Below are 13,643 nucleotides of genomic sequence, written 5' to 3' on the forward strand. Positions count from 1 at the left end.
GTGTCAAGCAGGAAATGAAACATTTATTTCCAACTTATAAATAATAAGAAGGGTAATATACGAGCGCTGGGGGGACTTGCTATGAGCAGTTTGTATTTTGGCAATCGTGAGCCGCTCGTGCAAAGTGCTTTCATATTTTTGCCACTTGGAAGTGTGAAGCCTAGAGGTTGGTTGAGAAGACAGCTTCAGATACAAGCAAATGGTCAAAGTGGGCACTTGCCGGAGTTCTGGGATTCGCTCGGACCCAATAGTGGATGGCTTGGAGGAACCGGCGAGAGTTGGGAGCGAGGGCCATATTATCTTGATGGTCTAGTTCCGCTTGCTTATCTCCTCGACGATGAAAGACTGATTAGTATTGCACAAAAATGGCTGGACTGGATGATTAGTAGCCAAGATGAGAGCGGCCATTTTGGCCCGAAGTCGCTTGAAGACTGGTGGCCTTTTGGGATCGCTTGCAAAGTGCTGACTCAATATCAAGAAGTGACTGGCGATCCGCGGGTTGTTCCCATGCTTGAAAAGTTTTTCAGATATATGAAATGCGAGCTTCCTCGCCGACATTTGCATTCGTGGGCCATCATGCGGTGGGCGGATACTGTCTTGAGTATTATCTGGCTTTATAACCGCAACGGTGATTCTGAGCTCCTTGAACTTGCCGAGGAAATCATGAAGCAAGGATATGATTGGAGCTATCACTTCCGCGACTTTGCTCATCCAGTGAAGCAAACTGTTCGTTTTCAGATGCGAACACATGTTGTAAATAACGCCATGGGCGTGAAGACACCCGGAGTTCAGTATTTGCTTACTGGGTGGGAGGAACATAAAGAAGGCGCATATAAGGCACTTGAAATGTTGGAAACATATCACGGAACTGCCGCGGGCATTTTTACAGGTGATGAACACTACGCAGGGAAAAATCCAACGCAAGGAACTGAACTCTGTGCGGTTGTTGAGTTCATGTTTTCCTTAGAGAATCTAATGCAGATACTAGGCGATCCAGCGTTCGGGGATTTGCTTGAGAAAGTGGCGTATAATGCTCTACCGGCAACGTTTACGGCTGACATGTGGCAGCACCAATATGACCAGCAGGCTAATCAAGTGCTATGCACAATCGCCAAGCGTCCTTGGACAAATAATCGTGAGGATTCGAATATATTTGGCCTGGAGCCAAACTATGGATGTTGCACAGCCAATTTCCACCAGAGCTGGCCAAAGTTCGTTGCAAACCTTTGGATGGCTACTCAAGACGAGGGGTTGGCTGCTGTGGCTTATGGGCCATGTGAGGTGAAAGCAAAGGTTCGAGGAGGACAAGAAGTAACTATCAACGTGGATACCAATTATCCGTTTGGCGACACAGTGAGAATGGAAATTCACACTCGAAAATCCGCGCGTTTCCCGTTAAGTTTTCGCATCCCTGGATGGGCGGATTTGCCAGTAATGAAGGTGAATAGCGGCTTGGTCTCAGCCGAACCAGGTACATTCAAAACCGTTGAGCGCGAGTGGAGAGATGGCGATGTAGTTGAATTCCTTTTCCCGATGAAGGTTGAATCCGAGAGAAGGTTTCGCAATTCAATCACTCTAAGACGTGGGCCAATCGTCTTTTCTCTGAAGATAGGCGAGCGGTGGGAGCGTATCCGTGGGGAAGACCCATGCCCTGATTATGCTGTTTACCCAACGACGCCTTGGAATTATGGCTTAGTGGTTGACCCCGAGCATCCTGACGTTGAAGTTATTGAGAAAGGCATTGGAGATATCATATTCGGCGCTGATTACGCCCCAGTTGAGCTTCGAGTGAAGGGAAAACAGATACCAGAATGGGGGATTGAAGATAACCAGGCGGGCTTGATTCCCGAAAGTCCTGTGAGTTCTAGCGAACCCGTGGAAGATCTCACGCTCATCCCATATGGTTGTGCAAAGCTTAGAATTACGGAATTTCCTCTCATCGGCTAGGGATAAGGGTTAAACAAAAAATGCAGGCGCAAAGTGTGTAGGCGCTTTAGTAGGGCTAATTTGCTAAAAAATTTTCCCCAAGCGCGTTTAGGCTTTGGGCATTGCGGGTAAAAAAACGCTGCAGTGCGCTTCTTGTGCGCAGGGCAATAGGTTTTGCCCTTGCCTTCCTCATGCATATGGCGGCACGATGGGTTATCCATCAGGCCGCCTCTTTTCTTGAGTTTCGAGTATTCTTAATGAAGAGTCTCAAAAATAACTTGTGGCAACTTGTAAACAATTCGCTTTTTGGAATCTGAAGGTGGGCGTTATCAGCCTGGGTTATGTTTATTGATGCTAGGTTTTCTGATGAACGCTAGGTTTATTTTCGCAAATAAGATTGGAAGACAATTCCTTAGTGGCAATTAGGCGAGCTTCACTGTGGGCATGGCTTCGGATTCTATTCGGACAATTTCCGCGCCGAGCGAAGACATTTTGTCTTCTATTCGTTCGTAGCCGCGGTCAATGTGCTCGACTCCCGAGATGTCGGTTCTTCCTTCTGCTGCTAGACCTGCGATGACAAGGGCAGCACCCGCCCGTAGGTCGGTGGCAGTAACCTCAGCTCCGGTGAGCTTGGGGACGCCTTTGATGATTGCTGTTCTGCCTTCCTGGACTATATCTGCGCCCATCCGTTGGAGCTCAGCAACGTATTTGAACCGCCGCTCGTAGACATTCTCGCTGATAACCGATGTCCCATCGGCAATCACGAGTAGAGCTGCAAACGGTTGTTGCATGTCGGTTGGAAATCCAGGATGCGGCATTGTCTTGATGTCAACAGCAATTGGTCTGCGATTTGCCTTGACGCGAATAAAGTCGGTGCCTTCCTCAACCGATATACCTGCCTCTTGAAGCTTTTGGATCACAGCAAGCGAGTGTTCGGGAATGGCTTTTCTGAGGACTACATCGCCAAGCGTTACTGCTGCTGCAATTGCATATGTCCCGGCTTCCATCCTATCAGAGATTACCCGATGCTTAACGGCACAAAGCTCTTTGACGCCTTCGATTTGGATTGTTTTTGTTCCTGCGCCGTAAATCTTTGCGCCCATAGCTATGAGCATATTTGCTAAATTGACAACCTCTGGCTCAAGAGCGGCGTTTTCGATATATGTCGTGCCCTCGGCTAAGCACGCTGCCGTCATTAGGTGCTGGGTGGCGCCTGCGCTTGGGAAGTCTAAATATATCTTCGCTCCTTTTAGCCTCGACGCTTCGGCTTCAACATAGCCATGTTCCATAGAGATTCGCGCGCCAAGTGCCTGCAGCCCTTTAACGTGAAAATCTACCGGTCTTGCTCCAATGTCACAACCACCGGGCATAGGTACCTTCGCATATCCAAGTCTGGCGAGTAAGGGACCCAAAACGCAAAACGAAGCACGCATCTTTTTGACTAATTCGTAGGGCGCTTCGTTGGATTTTATTTCAGTGGCATCAATCTCTAGTTGATTTCCGGTAAGACGGGTAGGTACACCTAGTTCTTGGAGCATTTGTGACATGGTATATATGTCGCCTATGTGAGGTACGTTTTCGAGAATAGTAGTTCCTTTTGCGAGCAGTGCTCCCGCCATTAAAGCTAGAGTGGCATTTTTGCTTCCTGCAATGTCTACTTCACCTTTTAGTCTGTTGCCGCCAATAACGTATAATTTTTCCAAGAACTAGCCCCTCCCATGTTGAGGACTCTCGCTTTTGTGAAGTTCGGCAGCACTAATACTAAGCGGAGCCGCCTTGCACTTCAATTATACCCACACACTCAGAATTCTACATCTTGCCCTCGACTTCCTGTCAAAAGCCATGTCACTTAACCAAACAAAGTATACAGGAGGGCATTCCCTTATGTCAAGCAAGTGGTTGTGGATTAATGGTTTGATTATTTAAATTAAGTCAGCGAATTTTAAGTAGGCAATTAATAGGTGATCATAAATTAGTATTTAATTGCCTTTTTGCTTTCTTGCACATTCTTCGCTGTTAATGCTTTCTGAAACATTGACCTCCGCTAGGCTCGAAGCTATAATTAACCTGAATTTTGGGCGCTTGCTGGTAGGCTTCCATGGCCCAAAGCTGTTGAGTGTGCTCTTAGGACGTCGGCTTCGGCTGTAAATCCGCCGATAAACGGCTGGTCCGCTACAAGCATGTACGCGTCGAGGTCCAGAGCGTGGAAAGCACCTGTACCACAGGCGAAATGAACTGAGGTAGCGAGGCCAATCCCTGGTTCAAGCATGCTTCCAAGCATGATTTCTTTTCGAGCGGCTTGACACAAGGCTATTATCGCCAGCGCACCTGAGAGGCCGGACTTCATTACTTTGATGTTTATGCCATCAATTGCCTCTTGTTCTAGGAGCCTAAGGGCATCGAATGGGGTAACCACAGCTTCATCAGCGAATACCGGTATTGAAGTATGCTGAGTGACATATCTGAGGCCAGCTATGTCGCTTTTATCAACCGGTTGCTCCAGCAAGCTAATTGGTATGCCTGCACCTTGGAGTTTAGTAACGAATGACACGGCTGTCGTTGGAACGAATCCCTGGTTTGCATCTATTCTGATATCGCATTGGGGAGCGCCTTGATGAATGGCAATTACGCGTTCGAAGTCTTCCTCAGGATCTTCGACGCCAACTTTTATTTTTAAGCAGCGAAATCCTTGGGAAGCGACACGTTCGGCGGCGAACCGCGCCTCGTCCGGGGAACAGATTGGGATAGTCACGTCTGTTTGTACCTCTTCCAGCGCGCCGCCGAAAAAGTGAAACATCGAGAGGTTAAACACCTTGCAGAAGGCGTCTAAGACGGCAATCTCGAGCCCCGCGCGGGCTGTGTGTTCGTCTGGTAAAATTTCTGCAAGGATTTTAAAGATGTTTAAATATTGCCGAACATCAACCCCTTCAAGGTCGGGCTTGCTTATTTTGATAGCCGAAAGAACGGTAGAAGTGTCTTCGCCTGTCACATATTTGAGCGGTGTCGCAGAGCCATAGCCGATTATTCCATTCTCGAGCTGAAGCTCGATTATAACGGTGGGTGATGCCGTCTTTCTGCCTTTGGCCGTCTCAAAGGCCTCTTTAAGTTGGAGCTCAAGAGGGTATGCGACTACTTCGCTTATCCTTGGCATTTTCACATGCCTCCCTTAGGCAAAATATCTAATTGCTAAGTTATTATTTAAGTAATCTAAGAAAAATATGAGAGGTAAAGACTAACAATGTTAGCTTACAAATTTCGTTGGCGTTATGTTATCTTAATTGCTCTGATTCTGCAAGTCTGTTTTGCTTTAAAATGTATTTCGGCTCCTAATCTGGATGCTGAGATTGCAAGCATCGTTGACCAAGCGCTTGCAGATTCGGTTCTAAGCCATGGTATTCAAGGAGTGTTGATTGAGTCATTAAAAGACGGCCGCGTGGTTTACGAGAAAAACGCCGACCTTGTGTTTATTCCAGCATCAAACTTTAAGATTTTGGTTTCTGCTACGGCATTGGACACACTTGGGCCGGACTACCGTTTTAAGACATTCATTTTTATCAGCGGCCAAAAAACCACTAGTGGGGTGCTTAAGGGCAACTTAATCATAGAGGGCAGAGGCGACCCAGTTTTGAAATACGAACACCTTGAACAGATTGCGGCGAAGTTAAAAGAAATTGGCATTAAGATAATCGAGGGAAATATCATTGGCGACGACACGTGGTTCGACAGCATTCGGCTTGGCTGGGGGTGGTCATGGGATGACGAACCTTACTACTATGCTGCTCAAATCAGCGCACTAAACCTCAATGAAAATATCATAGATGTGTGGGTCCGGCCAGGTGATAAGGTAGGCGAGCCTGCGGCGGTCGAGGTGCTGCCGCAAACCTCCTATGTGTCGGTGGTTAACGAATGTCGGACTTCAGCTGCAAAATCCGAGAAAACGGTTTTCATTGACCGTCTCAGAGGAAAAAATGTAGTTCGTGTTACGGGAATGGTCCCACTTGACTACAAACCTGAGCGTCCTGAGGAAGCAATCACGGTTGAGGAGCCAACGCTATTCACTTGTCATAGGTTGCTTGAGACTCTGCGTGCTCATGGAATTGAGGTAAAAGGTCAGGTTGTTCGCGGCAAGAAACCCGAGAGCGCACAATTTGTGATGTCGTTAACATCGCCTCCGCTTTCTGAGATACTCCGGTTTCTTAATAAGCCAAGTGACAACCTAATCGCCGAGGTTTTGCTCAAGGTGCTTGGCGCGGAGAGAAAGGGAAAAGGAAGTACTAGCGCAGGTGAGCAAGTTGAACTCGAGTTTCTAAAGAAAATTGGCGCTGACATGACCGCTGTTAATATTACAGATGGGTCAGGACTATCGCGGCATAATTTAATTTCGCCCCGAAATCTTGTTATAATCCTTAAGCATATGTATAACCACAAGCATTCAAAGGTCTACCTGGATTCCCTGCCAATAGCTGGGGTAGATGGAACACTTCGAAAACGGATGAAAGGAACGCCGGCTGAGGGCAACGTACGTGCAAAGACGGGTTACGTTGGGATGGTATGTACGCTTTCTGGGTTTGTTACCACAAGAAGTGGTGAACCTCTTGTTTTCTCAATTATGTTTAACCATCACCTGTGTCGTCACTCTGAGGCGATTGCAGTGATGGATAAAATAATGGCGGGGATTGCCGGCGTTGGTGAGAAATGAATAGATGGATTAGATATTTCCTTGCCTTTATTCTTCTCCTGGCTATTTATGGGCATGCTGGCGCTGTATATACAATCAAGACATCGCTGACGAAGACAGAGCTTCTCGGGCTTTACGTGGATTTATTGCGCAAGTTTGCCAATTATGCCGAGAAGCAGTGGCATGCTGCATCGTTTCCAAATGCAGGGTACTGGGGCAATGGCATAAGCGACGGCAATGAAGGCATCAGGGCGGTAGCAAATACAGCTCTTACCTATGCTGTTCTTGCAAAGCATGCTGACAAATTGGCTAACGATGAACGTCTGACATACATCTCAAGGGCTGCTTATGGGATACGTTATGCTGTCGAGACTCACCTCACTGGAAAGCAGAAGTGCGTTGATGGCAGACAATGGGGCAACTCATGGCAATCTGCGATGTGGGCGGGAAATATCGGGTTTGCTGCTTGGATAATATGGGATGACCTCGACGATGACCTCCGAACCTCGGTTGAACGTGTGGTCTCTTTTGAAGCAGACCGTTTCTTACACCTAAAGCCGCCCAGCAATCGCTGGGGTGATACCAAAGCAGAAGAAATCGGATGGAACCAAATTTGCATTTCTCTTGCTGCCAACATGTTTCCCAGTCACCCTAATGCATTAAAATGGAAAGAGAAGTCTATCGAATATATGATGAATGTACTTTCTATACCTCAAGATGCACGAGATGAGCGGATTGTGGATGGCAAGCGAGTGAGGGATTGGGTATGCACAGTGAATGTTCATCCGGATTTCACTCTGGAGAACCATGGCTTTTTTCATCCCACCTACACGATGGTAAGTCCCGCTGAGGTTGGCCAAGGTGGGCTTCTCTACGCGTACGCACGCCAACCTATCCCGGAGGCTGCAGGCCATCATCTCTTGGATAACTGGCGTTTGCTCCAAAATTTCATGCTTCCCTGTGGTTACTGGATTTATCCGCAAGGCATGGATTGGGCGCTCAATAGCGATGGGCACATTCACTATCTTGCTTGGCTTGCCACTTATGCCAAGGATCCTCTTGCCGCTGGGATGGAAAAAAAGGTGGCACAATATATCGCTGGCCATCAAACAATTCACAAGGACGGACGTTTCGCGGGTCCAGCATCAAGATTGGGCTTTGCAAGGGAAGCCATTACAGCAGAGCGCCTATCCTACTCATACCTTTACCACAAGATTGTTGGTTCTGGACCTGAGAATGAATGCACCATTGACCAGGTGAATCTCAATGGGGTGCGTAGATACTCTTTAGTAGACCTCATAGCCCACCGCACGTCGAATAAATTTGCCTCATTCTCTTGGAAAAACAACGTTATGGGTTTGGTGATGCCTATTGGGTTTAATCATAGCGCAAATCCCTATTTCTGCACGCCGTTTATAAATGGTCTTGTCGGAAACTTTATTCTTAAGAATGTCGAAAACCGCAAGGCTCAGTTGGTTGAGCGCACATGGCGGCGGCTCAAGGACGGTTTTGAAACAAGCGGCACTCTTCTTCTCGGCAATGGCCTGTTAAAACAAGAAATCAAGCTCATCTCAGTTGGTGATAAAACTGTGGTATACATGGACAAGGTTACCGCTCAATCGCCGCTGGCAGTTCTGAAAGAGTTTGGCGTCCCTGTGGGCATCGAGAATGACGAGTTCACCGGCAACCAGCGAACTTTGTACTATGAGGGTGGGGAGAAAACAATTCTTGGTCCAAACACGGCAGAGCTTATCCGCATTCCAGGCAGTTGGGCAAATGTTGATGGGCGGCTTGGCATGGTCGCGGTTCTCGGTTCTGGCATAGCGTATAATGACGTGGCATCATACAACCGAGATGGTGCGCGGGAGGATCTCCTTTATGGTTCATATTCAGATATTGAGCGCGAATTTAAGCGAGGCGAGGAAGTTGCCCGGCGGATTGTTATATTCTTTACAGAAGTCAAGCCTGATGAGACGGCTAGACTTGCTAAGGCTGCCAAATTAGAAAAGGATGCGGAAGACAATCAAGTGCTTGTCCTCGAGCTTCCAGAAAAAGTATGCATTAAGGTTGAGAGAATTTGGAGCAAAGGCTCAAGTATCTCGTATCATCGGATGAGATAAATGTTTTAATGGTCTATTGCAAGCCATTCAAAACGACTCGCTGTAAAATAGCCTCCTAATATTTAGCCGCAATATATTGCTTTCTGAAACTTCAAGTACAAATCGCATCGCTAGCTAAGTTTTCACATATTGTTTGACAGTCCTCATTCTGTATGCTAGTATTGTGCAGCTTCCTGGGTAAGTATCCCTTAAACCAGAAACAGGGGGTTTACATGCGGCGTGGAATTTGGGTATTAATCACCATTCTTGTAATACTTTTTATTATTTTTGGGAGTTCCATTGCGAGATTTTACACTGACTTGCTGTGGTTTGGCGAGGTCGGGTACAAGAGCGTATTTCTGACGCGACTTCTCACCCAACTCGTTCTAGGCATTATTGTTGGGGCATTTTCATTTTTCTTTGTCTATTTCAATCTTTGGTTGGCACGGCGTCTAGCGCCTCCAATCCCCGAGCGTTATGTTACTAGTCAGTTCCGCCAGCAGTTCGGTAGAATCGCCAAGATAGGTTTCACTGTACTTCTTCTTGGTTTAACCTTAGCTGTGAGCTTAATCATAGGTGGCACAGCTTCACGCTCATGGCTTAGCTATCAGATGTTTACTCATCCGATTTCATTTGGCACCTTAGATCCGATATTCAATCGGGATATCGGATTCTATGTGTTCAAACTTGGCTTCCTGGAGCAAATTTATGGATGGCTTTTGGCGGTGTTTATACTTGCTTTTATTGGCACTACTTTGGTTAGTTACGCTGATAAGGCAATTGAGTTCCTTGCGGGAACACCCAGATTTATGCCGCATGTAAAAGCCCATCTTTCATTTCTGTTTTCACTTATATTGTTTGCAAAAGCATGGGGTTACCGACTTGACGCGTATAATCTTCTTTATTCGCCATACGGAGTAGTCTTCGGTGCGGGTTTTACAGATGTCAATGCGAGATTGCTAGCGTACAATGTTCTTTCTGTAGTAGCTGTGATTGCAGGTCTAATAGCGCTGGTTAACATATACCGTCGAGGAATTGTTTTACCGCTGGCGGCATTAGGAGTATTGGTGGCTGCTTCGTTTTTGCTAGGAGTTTTGTATCCGGCGTTTGTTCAACAAGTTTATGTTAAACCCAATGAAATAAAAAATGAGTCGAGGTATATTCGTTATAACATTGAATCTACACGGAAAGCTTTCAATTTAGATAAGATTACTGTTCGTAGCTTTCCAGCTTCTGAAATTCTCACACCTCAAGATATAGACCAAAATCGCGCCACCATAAATAGCATTCGCCTTTGGGACTACCGACCGCTTCGTCAGACTTACAGTCAGCTTCAGGAGCTAGGTCCATATTACAAAATTGAGAATGTGGATGTTGACCGCTATGTGATAGATGGCTATTTGCGACAAGTGATGCTTGCAGCTCGAGAGCTTGTGCCCCCGCCGCCAACTACAGCGGCTGGATCTTGGGTAAATCAACATTTCCAATATACTCATGGCTATGGAGCAGTAATGAGCCCTGTGAACACAATTACCGAAGAGGGCCAGCCTGAATTTTTTATCGAGGGTATTCCTCCAACTTCGAAAGTTGGCATAGAGATTACTCGACCGCAGATATATTTTGGGGAATTGACCATTGATTATGTTATTGGCAACTCAGCAACAAAGGAATTTGATTATCCAGCTGAGCGCGAACAAGTCTACACCAGATACAATGGCAAGGGCGGTATACCTGTAGGCAGTTATTTACGGCGAATGGCTTTCTGGCTTCAATTTGGCGATGTTAATCTAATCTTAAGAAACCCAATTACATCTCAAAGCCGGCTGATGTTTCGAAGAGATATTCAAACACGTGTTAACACAATATTTCCGTTTCTAATTTACGACCCAGACCCATACCTTGTGATTTCCAATGGTAAGCTCTACTGGATGTTAGACGCTTATACTGCTACTTCGCGGTATCCATACTCGACTCCAACCCGCGTTGGCAATCTCTATGGTGCAAACTACGTTAGAAATGCGGTTAAGATTGTAATTGACGCCTACAATGGCACAGTAGACTATTACATTGCTGACGAAAACGACCCCATAATCCGAAGTTATGCCAGGATTTTTGAGGGCGTTTTCAAGCCAATTAGTCAAATGCCGCACGACCTTTATGCGCACATCAGATATCCCGAGCTTCTGTTCCGTGTGCAGTCTGAAATGATGCTTGCATACCACACACAAGATGTGCAGGTTCTATATACCAAGAGCGATTTGTGGGCAATACCGAATGAGATTGTCGGAACAACTGGTGAGCCTTCGCAAATGGAGCCATATTACGTGGTCATGGCGCTTCCAGGTGAAGCGAAAGAGGAATTTCTTATAATGATTCCTTTTACTTTTGTTGGAAAAGACAACATGGTAGCATGGATGGCGGCACAAAGTAATCCCACCCGAGTTGTGCTATATCAGTTTCCAAGAAAGGAATTGGTCTACGGCCCAGCTCAAATTGAAACAAGAATCAACCAGGATGCAGCAATATCTCAGCTTCTTACGCTGTGGAGCAGAGAAGGCTCGCGGGTAAACCGGGGCAACCAGCTGGTTATCCCCATTGGCCAGTCAATTATATATGTGAAACCTTTGTATCTTGAATCAGAGTCAAGCAAAATTCCTGAATTAAAACGGGTGATTGTTGCCCATGGAAACCGACTTGTGATGGGCGAAACGTTAGATGAAGCTCTTGCAAAACTACTAGGCCTTAAAACACCTGCTAGATTAGAAGCCAAAGCAGTCCCTGGACAAGTAGGGCCTCCCTCAGCCCTGGCTGTACCAGCGGATGTTGGCAAGCTGGTGCAAGAGGCCACGAACTATTTTGAAAGGGCAAAGGAATTACAGCGTCAAGGTGATTGGGCGGGCTACGGCGAGCAAATGAACAGGCTGGAACAAACATTGAAGCGTCTCCGCGAGGTCACTGCGGCAGGTAGGTAAACAGCTTTGAGTGTGTCTTTGATTTGAAATAGTCTTCTTGTGTGATATTTTTAAGGACTGCAGTGTCAAAGATATGAGAAACGACAAGATTACTGAGTTCCTTACGGTTTTGATATTTGCAATGGCGGTAGGCGGGGCAGCTATGCTCACGATTCTCTACCTAGAAGGAATCCTTCGTGCGGTGGCGCTTATTGTGATAATTGCTGCAACCATTGGCTCCTGGAGTTATCTTCGCAAACGATTTGGTAGGTATGACTAGCAAGTAAATGCAAGGGCTTAACGACGCAAGCGCTGTGAGATAAGCCTCCAGACCTCAGCAGCTTCGTCAACTTTTAACAGTGCTATCATCGCAATATAGGCTACAACTGCTAGCGCTGTTGATGCCAAAACGCCAATCAATGCTCCGCTTGGCGTGTTTGTATTTATTGCCGAACTTGTATTTTTGAAGACAACCCATGCGACTGTGCCGGCAACCGCCGAGGAAATGCATACCTTTATGAATGAACGGAGAATGAGTCCTCCGTTGATGCCATTCAATCTTCTTCTCAAGAGTTCAAGTAAAACTACCATGTTTAGAATAGCTGCCACAGACGTAGCCAGCGCCAATCCCCCATGTCCGAAAGGCTTCATAAAAAGCCAGTTCATTGGGATAAAGATTATGGTCATAATGGTGCCCACTACGACTGGCACAACTGTATCTTGGAGGGCGTAAAAGCCGCGAGTTACAATTGCTTGCCCAGACCAAGCTGCAATACCAATAGCATACATCGCCAATGCGTATCCAACATATGGTGCGTCGGCTGAGGTGAATTGTCCGTGTTGGAACAGCATGCGCACAATGGGGGTTGCGAGGACGATCATTAAGATTGACGACGGTACTGTAAGAAGCAATATTCCTCGGAGACCAAAGTTCACGCTTGAACGAAGCTGAGCAATTTCTTTTCTTGCAGCTTGTTCTGCAAGGGTGGGGAACAACGCCACTGCTGAGGCTTGCGCAAAAACCCCGAGGGGCATTTGCATGAGCCGGTTGGCGTAACTGAGTGCGGCAACTGCTCCTTCCTCTAAAAATGTGGCGAACCATCGGTTGAAGATAACGTTCACGTATGGCAGTGAGAGGCCGAGAAGCACTGGTAGCGCAAGCTTCCCAACTTTTTTTACTCCAGGATGTCGCAAGTTTAGACTTGGCTGAAATTGCACACCAAGTTTGCGTACGACAATTATCTGCAAGACGAAGTTGCCGAGGAAAGCGCCTACTAATGCACCCCACGTAAGACTCGATATGCCTAACTTGGAAGCAAAGAAGACTCCGCCAGATATAATGCATATATTGTAAATTATCGGACCGAGAGCAGGCGCAAGAAAATGCTGACGGGAGTAAAGGGTTCCAATTATAAGGCCGCCTATAAAAAAGAACAACTGTGCTGGCAAGACGATTCTCGTCAATAAGATAGTGATTTCCAAAAGGTTCCGATGCTCTCGCGCGAATCCAGGAGCTACTAGTGGCACCAGTTGGGGGGTAAATATCTCAAACAAAAGAATCAAACATGCAAGAACAATGAATATCAGCGTTCCAATGATGCTAAATATTTTCCAAGCTTCGTCTTTTTCTCCTTTGGTCCAATATTCCGTAAAGACTGGAATGAATGCACTGCTCAGCGCTCCGCTTGAGAGCAGGAAATAGAGCAGGTCCGGAAGGTTGAAAGCCACCCCATATGCGCTTACTAAGCCTCCTGCGCCAAACTGGTTTGCGATAACCATTTCACGCACTAGGCCTAGCAGCCTGCTCACGAATATGGCCGCCATCATGATTCCAGCGGCCTTTGTAACCGTCTTAGTCGTTGACATTAGGAATATTGAGGATTTGGGGCGCTTGCAATAGAGCGACAAGTTTTAATCATCATACGCATTGCTTTTTTTCACCCCAGGCTTTTTCAGTATAAGTTTACATCTAGTGTCATGTCAATGAGC

At 46.6% G+C, this 13,643-nt stretch carries 8 protein-coding genes; 5 read left to right on the forward strand and 3 right to left on the reverse strand.

Translation table 11 applies throughout. The features are described 5' to 3' along the window. Positions 1 to 81 precede the first annotated feature (81 nt). A complete protein-coding gene (locus K6T99_08385; GenBank protein MCL6519835.1) occupies positions 82 to 1,947 on the forward strand; it encodes a glycoside hydrolase family 127 protein in 1,866 nt (621 codons plus the stop codon). A 401-nt stretch (positions 1,948 to 2,348) separates the two neighbouring features. Here K6T99_08385 and murA read toward each other — a convergent pair whose 3' ends face one another. Next, positions 2,349 to 3,629 carry a UDP-N-acetylglucosamine 1-carboxyvinyltransferase gene (gene murA / locus K6T99_08390; GenBank protein ID MCL6519836.1) on the reverse strand — a complete coding sequence of 427 codons (1,281 nt, stop codon included), beginning with the start codon at positions 3,627 to 3,629 and terminating at the stop codon, positions 2,349 to 2,351. Between the two features lie 359 nt (positions 3,630 to 3,988). Then, positions 3,989 to 5,077: a dipeptide epimerase gene (locus K6T99_08395; GenBank protein ID MCL6519837.1), complete on the reverse strand. Its 1,089-nt coding sequence runs from the start codon at positions 5,075 to 5,077 to the stop codon at positions 3,989 to 3,991. 87 nt (positions 5,078 to 5,164) lie between these two features. On the opposite strand from K6T99_08395, the gene dacB reads away from it, so the two are divergent. The 4 genes from dacB to K6T99_08415 all read left to right on the forward strand — a co-directional run bounded on the left by dacB (position 5,165) and on the right by K6T99_08415 (position 11,934). Then, entirely contained in the window at positions 5,165 to 6,625 is a 1,461-nt protein-coding gene (dacB, locus tag K6T99_08400; protein MCL6519838.1) for a D-alanyl-D-alanine carboxypeptidase/D-alanyl-D-alanine-endopeptidase, read from the forward strand. Beyond that, a complete protein-coding gene (locus tag K6T99_08405) occupies positions 6,622 to 8,724 on the forward strand; it encodes a hypothetical protein (protein ID MCL6519839.1) in 2,103 nt (700 codons plus the stop codon). The genes dacB and K6T99_08405 overlap by 4 nt, the downstream gene beginning before the upstream one ends. 212 nt (positions 8,725 to 8,936) lie before the next feature. Continuing rightward, positions 8,937 to 11,675, forward strand: a complete 2,739-nt coding sequence (locus K6T99_08410; GenBank protein ID MCL6519840.1) for a UPF0182 family protein — start codon at positions 8,937 to 8,939, stop codon at positions 11,673 to 11,675. Positions 11,676 to 11,748: 73 nt separating this feature from the next. Continuing rightward, on the forward strand, positions 11,749 to 11,934 hold the full coding sequence (locus K6T99_08415; GenBank protein ID MCL6519841.1) for a hypothetical protein: 186 nt from the start codon (positions 11,749 to 11,751) through the stop codon (positions 11,932 to 11,934). Between the two features lie 17 nt (positions 11,935 to 11,951). Here the strand turns inward: K6T99_08415 and murJ are convergent, their stop codons facing one another. Continuing rightward, positions 11,952 to 13,463: a murein biosynthesis integral membrane protein MurJ gene (murJ, locus tag K6T99_08420; protein MCL6519842.1), complete on the reverse strand. Its 1,512-nt coding sequence runs from the start codon at positions 13,461 to 13,463 to the stop codon at positions 11,952 to 11,954. Between the last annotated feature and the right edge of the window lie 180 nt (positions 13,464 to 13,643).

The sequence above is a fragment of the Armatimonadota bacterium genome (assembly GCA_023511795.1).
Taxonomy (GTDB): Bacteria; Armatimonadota; UBA5829; order DTJY01; family DTJY01; genus JAIMAU01.

Bases quoted from the DNA above. Each gene is read 5' to 3' on its own strand.
- dacB (MCL6519838.1), top strand. From the start codon at position 5,165: ATGTTAGCTTACAAATTTCGTTGGCGTTATGTTATCTTAATTGCTCTG.
- K6T99_08385 (MCL6519835.1), top strand. From the start codon at position 82: ATGAGCAGTTTGTATTTTGGCAATCGTGAGCCGCTCGTGCAAAGTGCT.
- K6T99_08395 (MCL6519837.1), bottom strand. From the start codon at position 5,077: ATGCCAAGGATAAGCGAAGTAGTCGCATACCCTCTTGAGCTCCAACTT.
- K6T99_08405 (MCL6519839.1), top strand. From the start codon at position 6,622: ATGAATAGATGGATTAGATATTTCCTTGCCTTTATTCTTCTCCTGGCT.
- K6T99_08410 (MCL6519840.1), top strand. From the start codon at position 8,937: ATGCGGCGTGGAATTTGGGTATTAATCACCATTCTTGTAATACTTTTT.
- K6T99_08415 (MCL6519841.1), top strand. From the start codon at position 11,749: ATGAGAAACGACAAGATTACTGAGTTCCTTACGGTTTTGATATTTGCA.